The sequence below is a fragment of the bacterium genome, from assembly GCA_023230585.1.
GTDB lineage: Bacteria > Ratteibacteria > UBA8468 > B48-G9 > JAFGKM01 > JALNXB01.
Map to the genome: position 1 here is coordinate 16,579 of JALNXB010000019.1, position 15,738 is coordinate 32,316.

20 protein-coding genes and 2 pseudogenes are annotated in these 15,738 nt (G+C 35.9%); 5 read left to right on the forward strand and 17 right to left on the reverse strand.

Translation table 11 applies throughout. The features are described 5' to 3' along the window. The first annotated feature begins 78 nt into the window (after positions 1-78). Genes M0P98_04775 through M0P98_04790 form a run of 4 tightly spaced genes read left to right on the forward strand, consistent with a single transcriptional unit; the run spans position 79 to position 1,943 of the window. On the forward strand, positions 79-666 hold the full coding sequence (locus tag M0P98_04775) for a phage terminase large subunit family protein (GenBank protein ID MCK9266183.1): 588 nt from the start codon (positions 79-81) through the stop codon (positions 664-666). 41 nt (positions 667-707) lie between these two features. Next, the gene (locus M0P98_04780; protein ID MCK9266184.1) at positions 708-857 is read left to right on the forward strand and encodes a hypothetical protein; all 150 of its coding nucleotides are present in this window, start codon (positions 708-710) and stop codon (positions 855-857) included. 59 nt (positions 858-916) lie between these two features. After that, a complete protein-coding gene (locus M0P98_04785; GenBank protein ID MCK9266185.1) occupies positions 917-1,489 on the forward strand; it encodes a nucleotidyltransferase domain-containing protein in 573 nt (190 codons plus the stop codon). Further along, positions 1,479-1,943, forward strand: coding sequence for a HEPN domain-containing protein (locus M0P98_04790; protein ID MCK9266186.1), 465 nt, complete (start codon positions 1,479-1,481; stop codon positions 1,941-1,943). The genes M0P98_04785 and M0P98_04790 overlap by 11 nt, the downstream gene beginning before the upstream one ends. Before the next feature lie 216 nt (positions 1,944-2,159). Here M0P98_04790 and M0P98_04795 read toward each other — a convergent pair whose 3' ends face one another. The 6 genes from M0P98_04795 to M0P98_04820 all read right to left on the reverse strand — a co-directional run bounded on the left by M0P98_04795 (position 2,160) and on the right by M0P98_04820 (position 5,144). After that, on the reverse strand, positions 2,160-2,369 hold the full coding sequence (locus M0P98_04795; protein ID MCK9266187.1) for a DUF2283 domain-containing protein: 210 nt from the start codon (positions 2,367-2,369) through the stop codon (positions 2,160-2,162). Positions 2,370-2,630: 261 nt separating this feature from the next. After that, complete coding sequence (locus M0P98_04800) at positions 2,631-2,951, reverse strand: DsrE family protein (GenBank protein MCK9266188.1); 321 nt, start codon at positions 2,949-2,951, stop codon at positions 2,631-2,633. Between the two features lie 90 nt (positions 2,952-3,041). Next, positions 3,042-3,482, reverse strand: a complete 441-nt coding sequence (locus M0P98_04805) for a hypothetical protein (GenBank protein MCK9266189.1) — start codon at positions 3,480-3,482, stop codon at positions 3,042-3,044. Beyond that, a complete protein-coding gene (locus M0P98_04810) occupies positions 3,457-4,068 on the reverse strand; it encodes a nucleotidyltransferase domain-containing protein (protein ID MCK9266190.1) in 612 nt (203 codons plus the stop codon). The genes M0P98_04805 and M0P98_04810 overlap by 26 nt, the downstream gene beginning before the upstream one ends. 318 nt (positions 4,069-4,386) lie before the next feature. Continuing rightward, a complete protein-coding gene (locus M0P98_04815; GenBank protein MCK9266191.1) occupies positions 4,387-4,611 on the reverse strand; it encodes a plasmid pRiA4b ORF-3 family protein in 225 nt (74 codons plus the stop codon). Between the two features lie 278 nt (positions 4,612-4,889). Continuing rightward, positions 4,890-5,144, reverse strand: a complete 255-nt coding sequence (locus M0P98_04820; GenBank protein MCK9266192.1) for a hypothetical protein — start codon at positions 5,142-5,144, stop codon at positions 4,890-4,892. 293 nt (positions 5,145-5,437) lie between these two features. Here M0P98_04820 and M0P98_04825 point away from each other — a divergent pair, with 293 nt between their 5' ends. Beyond that, positions 5,438-5,611, forward strand: coding sequence for a hypothetical protein (locus M0P98_04825; GenBank protein ID MCK9266193.1), 174 nt, complete (start codon positions 5,438-5,440; stop codon positions 5,609-5,611). Positions 5,612-5,708: 97 nt separating this feature from the next. Here M0P98_04825 and M0P98_04830 read toward each other — a convergent pair whose 3' ends face one another. The 11 genes and pseudogenes from M0P98_04830 to M0P98_04880 form a co-directional block, all read right to left on the reverse strand. After that, complete coding sequence (locus M0P98_04830; protein MCK9266194.1) at positions 5,709-5,930, reverse strand: hypothetical protein; 222 nt, start codon at positions 5,928-5,930, stop codon at positions 5,709-5,711. A gap of 717 nt (positions 5,931-6,647) precedes the next feature. Then, positions 6,648-6,992, reverse strand: a complete 345-nt coding sequence (locus M0P98_04835) for a hypothetical protein (protein ID MCK9266195.1) — start codon at positions 6,990-6,992, stop codon at positions 6,648-6,650. Further along, a complete protein-coding gene (locus M0P98_04840) occupies positions 6,982-8,241 on the reverse strand; it encodes a DUF1576 domain-containing protein (GenBank protein ID MCK9266196.1) in 1,260 nt (419 codons plus the stop codon). Before M0P98_04840 ends, M0P98_04835 begins: the two co-directional genes overlap by 11 nt. A gap of 556 nt (positions 8,242-8,797) precedes the next feature. Next, the gene (locus M0P98_04845; protein ID MCK9266197.1) at positions 8,798-9,244 is read right to left on the reverse strand and encodes a hypothetical protein; all 447 of its coding nucleotides are present in this window, start codon (positions 9,242-9,244) and stop codon (positions 8,798-8,800) included. Positions 9,245-9,634: 390 nt separating this feature from the next. Next, on the reverse strand, positions 9,635-10,282 hold the full coding sequence (locus M0P98_04850) for a hypothetical protein (GenBank protein MCK9266198.1): 648 nt from the start codon (positions 10,280-10,282) through the stop codon (positions 9,635-9,637). Then, positions 10,256-10,342, reverse strand: a pseudogene (locus M0P98_04855) (prepilin-type N-terminal cleavage/methylation domain-containing protein). The gene M0P98_04850 and the pseudogene M0P98_04855 overlap by 27 nt, the downstream one beginning before the upstream one ends. 31 nt (positions 10,343-10,373) lie before the next feature. Continuing rightward, entirely contained in the window at positions 10,374-11,078 is a 705-nt protein-coding gene (locus M0P98_04860) for a DUF1559 domain-containing protein (protein ID MCK9266199.1), read from the reverse strand. After that, positions 11,052-11,138 (reverse strand): annotated as a pseudogene (locus tag M0P98_04865) (prepilin-type N-terminal cleavage/methylation domain-containing protein). The gene M0P98_04860 and the pseudogene M0P98_04865 overlap by 27 nt, the downstream one beginning before the upstream one ends. A gap of 352 nt (positions 11,139-11,490) precedes the next feature. Next, a complete protein-coding gene (gene sixA, locus M0P98_04870) occupies positions 11,491-11,946 on the reverse strand; it encodes a phosphohistidine phosphatase SixA (GenBank protein ID MCK9266200.1) in 456 nt (151 codons plus the stop codon). Between the two features lie 142 nt (positions 11,947-12,088). Next, the gene (locus tag M0P98_04875) at positions 12,089-13,573 is read right to left on the reverse strand and encodes a DUF2779 domain-containing protein (GenBank protein ID MCK9266201.1); all 1,485 of its coding nucleotides are present in this window, start codon (positions 13,571-13,573) and stop codon (positions 12,089-12,091) included. Between the two features lie 56 nt (positions 13,574-13,629). Then, positions 13,630-15,552, reverse strand: coding sequence for a tetratricopeptide repeat protein (locus M0P98_04880; GenBank protein ID MCK9266202.1), 1,923 nt, complete (start codon positions 15,550-15,552; stop codon positions 13,630-13,632). Between the last annotated feature and the right edge of the window lie 186 nt (positions 15,553-15,738).

Genomic DNA, 15,738 nt, shown 5'->3' on the forward strand with positions numbered 1-15,738 from the left:
ATAAGGATGATTGTATCAAAATATTTAAAAGTACCTGCAAAAAATCTTTTTATGTTAAACTGTGTGGGGGAATAGACAATGAAAATACAGAAAAACGAACAAATTATCTGGATACCTGAAGGAGTTGCAATTCTTACCGCCGGAGTAGAAGTGAAAAATAACCGAATTGAGGTGGAAATTGTTGGCTGGGGAAGCGAAGAAAAATCATGGAGCCTGGATTACAAGGTTTTGAAAGATAACCTCACAGGCAGAGATATATGGGAACAGCTTGATAATGTGCTTTTAACTCCGTATGAACACGAAACGAGTGTTTTACTTAAGGTAGCAACAACCTGTATTGGTGGCGAAGATAGGCATTTTGATAAAATATGTAGGTTTGTTAAAGAGACACAAAAGCGCAGGATATGGGCGGTTAAAGACATAAAAGAATCAGAAAAGGTGATAATTGGAATTCCGTCAACAAGCAATCCCTTCAGGGTCAAGGTTTTTCCATTGAGGATGGATATATTGAAAGACCGTATAAATAAACGGATGAAAATAAAGGAATCCGTAGCCGAGTGCATATATTTCCCTGTAGACTGGGATGAAAAATTTTTAAGGATGCTATTAAAGAAAAACAGGAATCCAAGATTCTCAAAGGAAAGCAAACACGGATATGGGTTTTGAAACGACCAAGAAATGTGTCATTGAACTGCTTGGTATATGCTATGGCGGCATTTTACATATTGAACCCAGATATTAAAACTATTTTGAAAAGTTTAACAGAATGTGCGAGTAAGTATCGGAAGAAAGAGCTAACAACAATAGAGCAGTTGAAGAAGAATGTAACCAGAAAAAGATTTGTGTGGGAATGGTAATACGTTGATATTGCTTTTGTAGTCAAACTATGCTACAATTGTAGTCAAAAAGGAGTGCAATGGAACTATTCCAAATAACCAAGTCGAAATTAAGAACCGCACTTTTAAATCTTTATTTTATCAACCCTGAAAGGTCTTTCTATTTACGTGAACTGGAAAGGATTCTGGGTTTCACTGTCGGAAACATCCGCAGGGAACTATTGAAACTTGAAAAAAGCGGTTTGTTTAAATCTGAGAGGAAGGGGAATCAGGTTTATTATTCCTTAAATTATTCATATCCGCTGTTTCACGAGATAAAGAGCATTATTAGTAAAACATCCGGTATTTCTGTAATATTAAAAGGCGCCGTTTCGAAAATCAAGGGTATCAAGTGCGCTTTCATCTATGGCTCGTTTGCCAAGAGTGAGGAAAGAAATGCAAGCGATGTAGATTTGTTCATACTGGGGAATGTAAGTGAATCCGATATAATTAAATCATTAAAGCCGGTGGAGAAAAAAATCCAGAGGGAGATAAATTATACGCTTTACAGTTACAAAGAATATGCAGACAAGAAACTTGGCAAAGACCCTTTTGTAGAGGATGTTGTCAAATGTCCCAAAATATTTCTGATTGGAGATGAAAATGAGTTATGAGAAATTATTCAACGATTTCCTTGCCAGCGGATTGATAAAACGGCTCGATGTGAACTTTATTCAGATAGAAAAACTTATACAGCGAGCTCAAAAGGATTTAATTGTTGCGGAAAAGAATTTAACCATTGATGAAGAAGTGGCATATAACTACGCCTATCTTGCAATGTTAAGAAGCGGGCGGGCATTACTCTTCTTGAAAGGATTCAGGCCTTCAGATGGCCAGCAGCACAAAACTGTAATAGATATTGCTCAAGCCATTCTGGGCAAAGAATTTGAGTTGCTTGTTGAGAAGTTTGATAAGATGCGCAGAAAAAGAAACCAGTTTACTTACGATCCCTTTTTCCCTGTATCTCGTACCGAGTCGATTAAAGCACTGAAAACGGCAGGATATTTTGTGAAGGTAGTTTCCAATTTGATTAAAAAAGAAACCCCAAATCAACGTTTTGATTTTTGAATTATTACATACGGTTATTGGCAGATTTTTTTTAAAAGTATATTTTTTTATAGTCACGATGAAATGTATCTTTTAAAGTTCGGTTATTAATTACACCATTTATATATCTTGCTTAAAACTTTTCTCTCCCATACTTCCTTGCCTCCCTAACTATGTAAATGGAAGTTTAAGTTAAATATGTTTTGAGGCGAAATCTCAATTCCTTTATACCTGCAATTATTCAACGGTGACTTCTACGGGGAAGGAGCTAACGCCAAGTATTTTTGAAACATACAGTCTCTCTATTCCAATGATTTTACCTTTTTTATCTTTCTTAAAGATAATTCCTTCTCCGGCTTCTTCGCAAATATATTCATCCTCGGGGTTGCCAAACCATATATCCATACTATCACTTTCTTTTTGATACTTTATAATGACTCTTTCCATATTGTTTCACCTTCCTTTATTTTTTCTGTTGGGTAGCAGGTAATTATAAATCCTTCGTCATTATGTTTTACTACCACGCAATACAGTTTATCAATAGTCTTGTAATATAGAAAAACTTCTTCGTCTATTCTGCTTCGCTTTACCTCTTCAGGGGTATCTCTCTTTTGCCTTCTACCCTTAGGGAAAAAGGTAAAAGTTCCTTATTTCTGCAAACCCGTGAGGCAGACTATCTGCTCTGAACGGTGTTTACTGAGGACTCACTTAAAAAGTGACAACTTTTTCGCTTTCCTTGACTATCTCATACATATCTTTCATTGTTGATATGGGACACATCTTGGAACTTTCCTGTTCTCTTGATTTTATGCAACTGCCGCATGCGTAAATTTTTCCGCCTGCCTGTATGAATTTTTCCGCTTGTTTAACAGTATTAAATTTATCTGTACTGATTTTTTGGTACTCAACACCTTTGCCCATAAAAAAAACCTTTACCTCATCGCACTGCTCAAGAGCAAAATTTCCGTAACGTAATGCATTCCAGCATGTTTCGGCATCATTGCTCGCAATAATAATTCCTATTTTCATTTTTTCTGCCCCTTTTCAAGTCAAGATTTTTGAGAATTAAAGTTTCCTCTTTTTATTATTATACCTCCCGGCAATCTACCTAAAGGGTAGTTAAGTGTTAAATTCTGGATGGTTGATTTTAAGCCACTCTTTTACCATATCAAGCAAGTCCTGAGCTAAAATCAGCATCTCTTTTGCTTCCTGCTCTGACACCAACCCAACTCTTTCGTAACCGCCGATATTTCGTTTCTTGCGGAAAGCATCAAACTGTTTAATCAAATCGGTTTTAACGCCCACGGTATAAGCGAGTGACTGTATAATCCTGTGATGATGAGAGTTCCTTGAAGCACGATAGCCGGAAGCAGCCAGAGCCCCAGTTGCCGCCTGTAATGCAGCGTTATAAGCAATATTTAGCCGCCAGTCAGCACTAAGTCCTGATACTTGGCAATCTTTTATATCCCGCTTGGATAATTCCAGTAAATCTTCTATTTCTTGAGAGGTTGTTTTGTGTTCGATCAGCCAACCATTATTTGCCCAATCTTTTAATGACATTTTCATCTCCAATCAGAAAAATCTTCTCTCCTTCTGTGACAGTTTTTACAAAATTATGATTTTTTGCTATTTTGATCTGAATTTCTTTAACAGGATATACTGTAGGATTGACTTCTCTGGAGAGTTCTGTTTGAGCGTCCGATAATGCGGAAGTAACCTCTGCAAAGGTTGTATCTCCAATTATCATTATATCTACATCGCTGTCGTTACGTTCAGTTCCCTGGACAAAAGAACCGTATATAAACGCTGCTTTGATTTTTTCGGATAACGGGCTTAAGGCCTCTTTTAATATATCCGCTACTCCTACGGTTTTAATGATTAACCCTTTAAGTTCTTTGAAAACAGGGCAGTCGGTATCCGCCTGGTAGTAAACCTGATTTCCCCGAGCAGTGCGTTTAATGATACCAGAACCGGAGAGTTGTTTAAGTTCTCTTTGTGCCGCCCCTATACCAACACCGGTTTTGCGAACAATCTCTCGTAGATAAAAAAACTGGCCTGTATTTCCGTATAAAAGACCGAGAATAGCCCCGCGGGTTTTGCTGAATAAAACTGTAGAAAGGTTTTTATTTTTAAATGCTGTACTCATTATGGTTACAATTGTACCCGATTTGGTTACATCTGTCAACAATAACTAAAACTTATGCCATTCATATATCCTGCTTGTAACCTTTCCTGTCCATCGGTTTTGAAATTAGCGTTTCCTTAACAGGGTGAATATAATTGTCAGAACGATACTTATTATAATACCAGTTGTCAGTGGGAAATAAAAAGCAAAGTTTCCTCTTTTTATTATTATACCTCCCGGCAATCTACCTAAAGGGCTGTTTTATTCCCCTTTCAACAAATATGGAAGATAGTATAAAAAGCATCTCTGCCAACAGTTTTTTATCCATAGTTTGTAAGATTATTCTGTTTGACTGCTGGGGGCAAAGTCCCAGCGTTCATCATGGTCGTCAAATACTACTTCTTTAAAATTGAAGTATTCAGGGTCAAATTTGCCACCAACCCAGCTGAGTATTGATTTATATTCTGGATGCTTGGGATTGCTTAGTATTTTCAAAAGGTTCTCATATCCGAAAATACCGCCGCAGTCCTCAGGGGGGCAGGCTCTTTTTCCTCCTGTGCACAACTTTTCTGTGTTTATATTTTATACTATTTGCAGGGTAAATCAAAATACGAATTGAGGCGTGTAAATTTAGACGAAAAGATATTATTGTGTTAAATTAGTATTTAGGCAAAATTAAATTCCTTAAAAAGAAAGTTGTGTTAAAAACAGATTGGAATTGCCTCATCAAAAATCTATACGAAAAACTTTCCTAATTTTCTCTGAAGCACCCTACCCTTTCTATTTTATTTCCACCAATAAAATAAGCGGTTAGTAAAAACGTTTAAACTGAGTTTTATCTATTACTGCTCGCCTAATGATTTTATGATTGATGCAGCACCAAGCATAAGAGAATTCCAAAAATAACCAGATATTACAGATGATATTCCCAAGATGATTCCTACCCATCCATAAACCTCATAATCATATTCATTGCTTGCTATTATGAATCCAGCTATTGGTATGATAATTCCAGCAAGCCATCCCATAACTTTAAAAAAAGTTCCCCATCCAATAAAAATCTTATAAGAAATGATTCCTTTTTTTTTCTCTTCCATTCAATTTACCTCCTTATGTTTGGATAAAATAAATAATTCTGTGGGTGTTTTATACTAATGCTGATATTAAAGCACCCCCTTTCTCTTGTGTCAAATCTTTTAACTATTATAGATCTTTGTTGTTCCATAATAGTGAAACAGTAACTAATTGTCTTCAAGGAGCATAGAAATTCTATAAGTACAGGTATATCAAATTAAGGCAAAAGTGAAAGAAAATAACAGAATTTTCAATATTGTAGATTATACGTTATAGAGTTAATACAGAGAACTGAGAGGATAGTAGAATGAGGTAGTTGCGAAGGAACGTCTTATCTTTTCGTAATGGGTATGTACTTAGTTGTGCAGAAAAATGCTCTTTTCTTGGAGAACCTGTGTGGCTATTTATTTTTGATTTAAAGGAACTTGGAGGGATATACGCGTATTATGTTGTACCTCTTGCTGTGATAGTTTCTGCTGAGACAGGTTGAATAATTCTTTTTACGTATAATGGAGCTTGAAAAAAAATGTTATGAATAACTAATGCAAAAATATAGAGGTGGTTTGGCAGTTTAAACCAGTTTTATCTTAACCCATATAGGTTAATTTAACCATATCTCCCGAGGCGATACTGAGTGTTACGGTTACGCTTCCGTTTGCTTTTGCATATTCTAAATCCTCTTCTCTTACTGCAGGATAAGAATTTAAAATCTGTCCAGCGCTCATATCCCCAAGATAATCAGATTCTATATGTCCATCCATCGGGTCAAAAAAAGTATAAATTACTTCAAATTTCTCGTATCTGTTCATATTTTTCTCCGTTCTACTTTTACATAGAACCTATTTAAATAATACTTTCGTTTAAGTGAACATATTTAAACCACATAAATCAAGGGAGGTTGGTATCTAATTTAAGTTAAATTCTACTTGACAACCATATCACATAACCTGTAAATAGTCAAATTTAATTGTTATACTTTTTTTCATCCTGAATTTGTTTCAGTAACCTTGCCTTGTCGCCGTTTTGTGGCGTTGCGAGGAGCGTTTTATTTCATAGTTTTCATAGGAATTGCGACGTGGTAATCCTCGTCTTTATCCCCACTATTGTTTTTATCCTTGCTTTTGTCCCCTAATCCACGTAACAGGAGTAGCAAAAGTGAGATTCAGGATCAAGTCCGGAATGACATATAGGAGCAAAGATAACTGACCCCCTCATCCTAGATCCTTCTCCCCCAAGGGTAGAAGGCGAAAGCAGGGGCATTCCTTTTCCGCCTACGGCGAGATTGCCACGCCAAAAAATGGCTCGCAAAGACGGAATGGGGGGTAACGTATAAAAACAAAGGCGTAAAGCAAAAGCCCCTCCACCTACGCTAAAATGCAAGCTTCGGCGGATAAACCTCATCCCATTATTAATCTCTTTGCAAACTCTTGGGGACTTACTACCCCAAACATCCCCTTAGGGAGAGAAGGTAAAGAGAGGGAGTGAGTAAATAACACCCCATACTTTTTTTTCCGTCTATGGCGGTTTTATTCTATTTTTCTTGTAAGTTCTACCATAAGAGTTTTGTTGTCAACTTTCATATCACAGGTATCGCACATCATACACACAAGAGTGACTCCACTACTATCTTCAACCTCACCTGCAAGATGCCAATAATAGTTTTCCATTTCAGGTCGGCGGGAGACGGGAAAACGCTTTTTAAGTTTTATTAATTCCTTTTCATTTATATTAACAGGAAAGAATCTGAATGTCATATAAATAACCTTCTCCTTATATTTTATTTCAATATTTGATTCAACTTCGTAGTTATACATAAAAAAAGTAATAACCTCTTCGACTATCTTACCAATTTTTTTAATTTCATCCTTCATAATTTTCTCCGTGACGTTTTATAAAATCTATGATAGGTACAAGAAAAGCTGCTACAAAACCTCCCGCAAAACCGTTGTTGTAAAGATTAATGCCTCCATGTAAGGAGGCAACGTTCATAACTATTGATAGATGAAAAAAACCTGCTAACATACCTGCTATAAATCCATACTGACCTGCAATAGGTGCAAGTGTTGTGCCAAAAAGACCAGCAATAATAACAATGGTTGTCGATGTCTCCCATATTTTCATAAAGGAAGCCAAAACAACGCCAATTAATATAGGAAAACAATTTCTAACATGCTTACCGAAAGCAGCAAAACCTACAACAGTAAGAATACTTCCAACGATAGGTCCGTTTAAAGTTCCTCCAACTAAAAAGACAAAAATCATTGAAGCTATCCCCATAATACCCATATTGATAAAAGTGGATGGAAAATTACCTAATATAGTGAAATCGCTTACCAGTCGTCCAGAAGAACGATAGATACGCTTTAATGGAATATAAATTTTTTCAGAACTGGAGCGGGTAAAAATCAGTCCTGTAAGAATCAACCCTATAAAAACAAATCCAAGAAAGATTTTAAAAAAGAAATCATATTCTTCTGATAGGATATTTACAGTATATATTTCAACTCCGAAACTTCGAGCATTAGCAACTATGAAAGAGCCAATAATTCCTCCAGTAAAGCCAACATTATAGAGGTTGTAGCCGTCATGAAAGCGAAGCATATGAGATGCTAATGATGGAAGTATAAAGCCGCTTGCTAATCCGAAAGAAATACCAAGCAAAACCCCCTGTAAAGTAGGAAGTCCTGAACCAAAAGCAAAGAAACTTACAAGCGGAGCTAACGTGGTACCAAAAAGGGCTATTAACAGGTTGTTTCTGAAAGGTATTTTTTTGTAAATCCCAGAAAGATAAACACCTCCGAGTATTGGCCAGATATTAAAAATATTTTTACCAAAAAAAGCAAACCCTACAACTGTATATACTGCTGCAATAAAAGGTCCGTTGACTTCAATCTTGCATAGAAGTATAAGTAAAGCAGATGCAAGTCCACACAATCCTGCGTTCAAAAGAGTTGCGTTTAGCCCTCCAATAGCCAGATAATCTGTTAATAAAAGACCTGGAGAAAGGACTATTTGTGAGATTCCTTCTAAGATTTTTGCAGGGTTTTGAAGGAAAAGAGAGGTGAAAATGAGCAGCAAAGGGAGAGAAAAAAGAAGAGTCATTTCTTTAAATTTTATCATATAAGTTCCTTTGATAGTTCTAATAGCAGAATAATAATTAGGTCTTGCCTAAACTTATTACTGGTACGTCTTGCTAAATAGAATAAAAAATTGTTTTAAGATTTAAATTTTGTACATTGTAACAATTGTGGAATGATGTTTAATTTAGAAATTTCTCAACATATCTCCACAAAATCACAAGAATATAGTTTTATTTATATTTTACCACATCCTTTCTGTCTAATAAAAGCAAGTAAAGGGCAGAGTGTAAAAAGGGTGTATTTTTGCGTCTTTCGTTTTTTCTTAACCTGCTAACTGCACCTCCACCTACGCCAAGGTATACCTGCCGAAGCTTGTATTTTAGCGTAGGTTGGCTTCGGCGGGTAAAACTCGCAAGATTAACTACAAAAGACGGAATGGGGGGCTGTTAACAAAAGGTTTAAATCTTTTGGATAAAATAAGTGCCGGTATTTGGTAGAGCAATAACAGTCAAATGTAGAATGGAATAAAAAAGCAGGGAGAGTTTTTAGTTCTCCCTGCTTATCACTATATAGTTTAGAAAACACAGGTTGTTACTTTATTCTTCTTCTTTCTGTTTTTCTTGCAACTTTTTCATTTTCCGCTCTTCTGCTTTTCTTTTTGCTTCTTCGAGCATTTTGGTGTGTTTGGCTTGTTGTTCTGGAGTCAAAACTTTATTAAACTGTGTTTCTCTTTCAGTAACAACTTCTTTTTGAGCGGTTTTTTTCTGGTTTTTATCTAGAGAGGTATCTTTTCTAATGCTTTGTGCTTTCCCATACTCCGTTTTATAAATCTCTGTTATTTTTTCTTGTTGCTCCTCAGTAAGCTTAAGTTGTTTAGCAAGGCGAGATACACGTTTCTCAATAACAACCATAGGATCTACCTTACTTTTTCCTGCCGTCTTCTCTGTCTTTTTTTCGCTACTTTTGCCCTCAGATGCATACAGAGTTGCTGCCGTTACTCCAACGACTAACATTGCTACTACTAACAATCTTAATGCTTTCATACGCTCTCCTTCGTCCGGGGTTTAGTTGTTTTTCAACTTAGCCGGACTATTATTTTATGCACCTATTTTAAACATTTTTTTATTCATAAGCTATATTATGACGTTGAGATATAAAAAAAGTTTAGTGGTATATTATATAATTTTATTTAAAAAGATAAAAAAATATTAAGTTAGTAAAAAGGTTAGGATAAAAACGGAGATTGTCACATAAAAACATCCTTAGAGATACTTATAGCAAGAGGCTCGTAACGCTACTAACGCTACAATACATAGGATTGATATATTGAGAAAATTCTTTCACAAAGCATTAAAGATAAGCACTACTTAAAAACAAATAATATCTTACATCCGAACTGCTTTCACTTCTGACGTACGATAAAAATTTGCTTTTTAAAAAGGCAGATGCTTGTATTCGCCATTCTGGAGCACTATCCAGAAACCTCTATCTTGTTCTTTAAGTGTACAGTGTGCTTTGGTAGCCTCAACCAATCTATTGGGATTAGCAGATTCTACGTGTCCATCAAGAAACAAAAGATTCATAAGGTTTGCATGTTTAAAATGGGCATTTCCATATATATTTGGAGACGTTGTGTTGGTAGGTCCAAAATTGTGATATTGGAAACCTTTTGTATAATAACTTGTACCATAACAAACAGCCTCCCCTATTATCCAAAAGTCTGACTGTTGATTAATTTGGTTTACATAAAGCCAACCAGAAGAACCATTAAAAGGTACGTAGTTAATGGTTTCGTACCTGCGGGCATATATAGCCCAAGTTTTTCCATTATCAAGTTCATAAGGGGGTACGGCAGGGCAAACAACCACCTTTGGGTCTATATATCCTCTAAGATCTGATTCAAACTCATAGAGCCCTGCAAATTTAAATGAAGTGTACAAACGTAGATTTATCCAGCCTTTCCAGTCTTCAGCATAAAGAAGTAGTCCATTTCCTATCTGTTTAAGATTGTTGATACAGACTGAAGATTTTGCTCTTGCTCTTGCTTTTGAAAGTGCGGGGAGTAGCATAGCCGCTAAAATTGCTATGATGGCTATTACCACAAGTAGTTCAATAAGAGTAAATCCCTTGTTTTTTTTCATTTTTCTCACCTGCCTTTTAATATACAAATTTTCAATAACTTTCATATAAATCTCTTAAAGTGTACTCGTTACCAGGACCACAATTTGGCAATGCATTTTTATTTAGTTCCCAGTGATGAAAATTATTACTAGTGGTTACAACAAGTTTAGTAGTATTTACCCATTTTGCATTACCTCCAACGTATAACACGTTTACTCCAAAATATGAATGGTGATCCATTTCATTAACTTGCCAACTTCTTGTATCATGAGTGCTTTGCCAATTCCACTGGGTTCCGTAATACCCTTTTGTGTCTGCCATAATTGCTGTATCAGAATGGGTCTGTAAGTTTAAACCGTAAGCATAGGCATACGAACAACTTCCTGGGATGTCTATTGAGGTATTGTGTACAACTTTATGGTTCAGCATACCTGGTATATCATTGGGTTGACAGCGTGAACTTGGGCAAATAAATAGTTGGTAATCTGTTATGTAGGCGGGAGTTTCTAATGCTGGATGTGGGTCATCTTGAGCGTCTACAGGGATAGTCTGACCTGTTAATAAAGCTAGCGACCTGTTTGTTTTTGACTCCGATGGTTGATCCTCTCTTGCTTCAAGTATGGGAAACCAGCCTCCCCAATCTTGTGCATAAATGTTAAGTACTAGACCAAGTTGTTTAAGGTTGGCAAGACACACTCCTCTTCGTGCCTGTTCCCTTGCCCTTGCAAGAGCAGGTAGCAACATAGCTGCAAGTATGGCAATAATAGCTATGACAACCAATAGTTCAATCAGAGTAAAACCGTTAGTTTTTCTCATTTTTTCTCACCTCCTGTTTTTTCCCATTTCCCCACTGTTTTTTGCTACAAGATTTGTTTGCCATAGCCAATCTACGTTAAACTGCAAACTTTGGCAGGTAAACTTGAGCGCTGGTGAAGACGGAAATTTATCCGGGTGTTTTTCAAGGAAGCATTAGTTGTATAGTTGCACAATATTCTATTTTTTATTATAACAGTTAATATAAAACTATATAACTAATTTGCCATAAATGTTATCTGTCATTGTTAACTTTATTCTACACCTCTTGCCTTTATTTTGTCAAGTATTCCATAACCTTTTGATAACGGTGGGTTTCAAAATAAGTCTGTAATTGCGATAAGGTGGTTGCTTGTTATATAGAGTCGGGAGAAACGAATTTTGTTAAGGTCCATTCATCTCTGTTTTGTGAGAAAAAAAGAACGCTACCCGGCTTGATAACAGGTAAATTGTTGCATAGTGAATTACCGATAAGTTTTTCGGTTAATATTTTTAGGAATGGTAGGTGCCCTACTATCATTAGGTTGTTGGTTGCTCCAAAAATCTCTCCTAAAATAATATCTATAGGGTCGTTAGGTTTAAGCCCTTGTTTTTCTACAAGAGTTGTTGGGTTTAGTTTCTTTGCCAAAATAAGAGCTGTTTCTTTGGCCCTCTTTTTGGTGCTATAAAAAAGAGTGTCTACTTTTACTTCATCTTCTTTTAAATATGTAGATACTTTTTTTATATTGGTAATACCAATCTTTGAAAGCGGTCTTTTAGGGTCAATGTCAGGTGTAAGTGCTTCTCCGTGACGAACAAGGTATAGATTCATCGAACTTCTCCTGATTTATAAGGTTATTTTGTCTTTATCTCATTATTTTTCCGCCTACGTCTTATGAAAACGAATGTCCGACCTTTGTGATTAGTGCGCCGTAGTATCAGAGGGAGTAAATAACACCCCATACGCTTCTCTTTTATTCAGATAATTTTTGTAGTTCAAAAAGTATATCTATCATTCCTTTGGTATCAAGGGCACAATATTTTTCAAGAGAGGTGCGGACACGCTCTTTTTCTTCTTTTGAGGCATCTTCCTTAAAAGTTATTCTTGTATACTCAATGTTTGCAATACTACCGTCAGGTATCTCCATATCGTTATAGTTTAGCTTTGTAAGGATAGGCAGAATGCTTTTTAACGAGTAACTGCCTTCTTGGTCAGCATGATGGTATGAAAACTCTCTAAAAGGTACCATTAAATCTACTATACGTGGCTCTATCTCTGCAAACCATTCTTGATACTTTGGATATGCAAGTGCAGCTCCTTGAATCACTCTTTTTTCAAATGACGAGTTGTAGGCTATAATTGAGCCAACAGAACCTAACAGTTTTTTCAATTGTTTTAATATTTCTGCTCTCGGGTCTATATCTCCGAGCGCAAGATATGAATGGTGTTTTGGAGAACTGTTTTTATCTTTAAGAATGTGTAAAGAGTACTGAAAAGGGATTGCTTTATACGGTTGTGTGTTGTCGTAAGCGGGCACACCTGGATTTATTGTTTCAAAGTCAAGAAAGTATAACGGGTATTGAAGTGTGTTTATAAATTCTTTGAGTTTTCCTTTGTTAATATAAGGTTGCCCGGTCTTGTAAGTGTTATACTGTATCTTCTGTTTTGGGTTTAATATGTTTGTATCTGGGATATCAGACACTTTCAGTATACCCTCATATAATAGATTATATGCTTTATTTTTGTCGTAATGTAAAGATAATATACTTCCTTTTGCTGGCAAAAAATCTTGACAAATATCTATTAGAGGGCAACTGTACGGCAGGTCACAATGGTTTCCTATCTGTATAACTGGGCAGGCTCCTGCCCTTATTGTTTGAAACATTTTTTGAGTATTTACCTCTATATGTGGAATAATGTTGTTTACTTGGGTTGTTATATCTTGTTTAGTTAGTAGTTTTTCAGGCTCTATATCGCCTTGTCTCACATATTGGTTGTTTACATACATAATATAAGATTTACGTATTTTTAGTCCCGCCCCTTCGTATACATATTTTTGGAATGCAATATCATCATAATAGACATCTTTAATAGAGGTAGAACTTTTAACCTCTATCAAATCCCAGGAATCAGCAGACACCGGTACAAGAATATCGGCTAAGGCGTATAGTTGGTTGAAAGTAAAGCCTGCTTCAAATAGAGGTTTTCTATGTTTAGTGGCTTCTAAAGATTTTTCTGACTGTTTTTCTGGTATACTATCCCTTTCAATTAATATTCCTTCAGAAAAAAGTTTCTGTGCAAACCACCCAATAAGGTGTCCTTGTTCCATAATTGCTTTTGTGGTAGCATCAAAATCTGGTATTACTGCTTTAAGGTGGTACTCATACCAGAGAAGTTTAAGGCATTTTAGCCCGTTTATATATTTGCTTTTAGATATAAATTTACTTTTAATGTTCATATATACATTGTAAGTGTATTGGAAACTAATATCAAACTTTTTTAAAAGTCTCTCTTTCAGTTGTATGACTCAGGGTCTCCAATTTTGTTGCTTTTCAGAGGTTTGATGACTGAAAATAGTTTTATCGCCCTATTAGGATCAATCCGTTTCAAAAGTTTATATTGCTTAAAAGCCTCCTTCAAGTGTTCAAATTCCCAATATGCTTCTCCTAAACAATAATGGAAACGAGCATTTCCCGGGTCTAATTCTACTACTTTTTCGAATGCTTCTATTACTTTCCGTTTATCTTGGAGTTTGGAGTATGAAATGGTCATATTGAAGTAAGCTTCTATTTTGTTTGGGGAGAGTTTTATGGATTTCTGGTATGCCTCAACAGACTCCCAGTATTTTTCAAGTTTGTAATAGATGTTGCCTATATTATAGTGGATTGAGTGGTTTTTAGGGTTTAGACGTAATGCTTCTTTAAGTGCTTTCAGTCCTTTTTCATACTCCCCAATTTTTTCATAAGCTGACCCTAAGTTCAGGTAAGTGTAGATGTTGTTGGTACCTATCTCTATCGCTTCTTCAAAATTTTTGATAGCTTCTTCAAACTTATAAAGTTTAAAGTAGGTCAAACCTAAATTATGAAGAACGCTTATGTTTTTGTGGTCGTTTGCCTGTTGATACTCTTTTTCTGCTTCTTTTAGGTTCCCTGAAAGTTCATAACTCACACCTAAATTGTAGTGTATTGTTTTGTCATTGGGGGTTATCTCTAACGCTTTTTTGAAGTTTTCTATAGATTTTTGATACTCTTCTAATTTACCATATAGTACACCTAACTGGGTGTATGCCATAACGTAGCGAGGGGATAATTTTATTGATTGTGTGTATGCCTGTATGGCTTCTGGGTAGTTTTGAAGGGCTTCAAAGGAGTCTCCCAGATGTCTATAAGCAATAAAGTCAGCAGGGTTTATTCGTACTACTTCTTTGTAAGCTTCTACTGCTTCCTCGTGTTTATTTATTTTTGCATAAGCATATCCCAGATTAAAGTAAGCGAAAGTATTTTCAGGCAATATTCTTATTGATTGTTTGAAAAACTCAATGGCTTCTTGGTGTTGCCCTAATTTTGAACATACTATACCTAAATTGTTGTAGGCTGCAATATAGTTTGGTTCTATACGTATTGCTTCTCTAAAAGCCTTGGTAGCTTCTATGTTCTGCTCAATTGCGCTATAAATCATACCTAACTCGAAGTGGGCGTCACACCGGTTGGGGTTTAATTTTATTGCTTCTTCGTATGCTTTTATAGCTTTTTGTGTTTCTCCGATATGATTATAGTTTTCACCGAGTGCATATTGATAGTCAGCGTTTTGAGGGTTTATCTTTATAGCTTTTTCCAACTTATCAACTGCTTGTTGGTATTCTCCTATTGTAGAGTAGGTTACTCCTAAGGCATACAGAGTCCCGGGCTGGTTGGGATCTAACTTTCTCACCTGTTTGAATGCCTCTAAAGCCTCTTCGTACTTAAGAAGGCGAAAAGAGTTACAGCCTATCAGATAGTACGCCTTTTTATGGTCATTCTTTATTGCTACACATTTTTTGTACATCTGGAGCGCCTCTTTTGGTTTGTTGAGTTGCATATAAGCCTCGCCTGATAAATAATATGCTTTATAACAGTTAGGGTTTAGGTAAACTGCTTTTTGACATTCAAAGATAGTTTTTTCTGGCTGGCGCAGTTTGTGATATAGTAGCCCGTAGAAATAATAGGTGTTGGCATTGTAAGGATCTATCTCTATTGCTTTCTCAAACGCTTCTTTGGATTTTTTGAATTGGTTGAGGTTTTTATATGATAGGCCGAGGTAGGTATAAGCGACAATATATTTTGGATCTATTTCAATAATTTTCTGGCACATATCGATAGTTACGTTATAGTTGCCTTCAATGTAAAACACCTTAACTTTTGAGAAAATATCTATGATTTTACCCTTTTGATTTGTCATAATATTCTCCTTTGAGGCGTTTTTTAAACAGAGGCAAAAAAACACCTGTATTATCACAGGTAATGGCTTTTTAGCACCTTGTTTTTCTTTAAGCCGGACCTATTCCGTTTTAAAGATGGCGGTTGCAATATGCCTCAAATTAATCCGCCTTAATTTTTGATTATTTTTTCAAAGAGCAATAAAAAA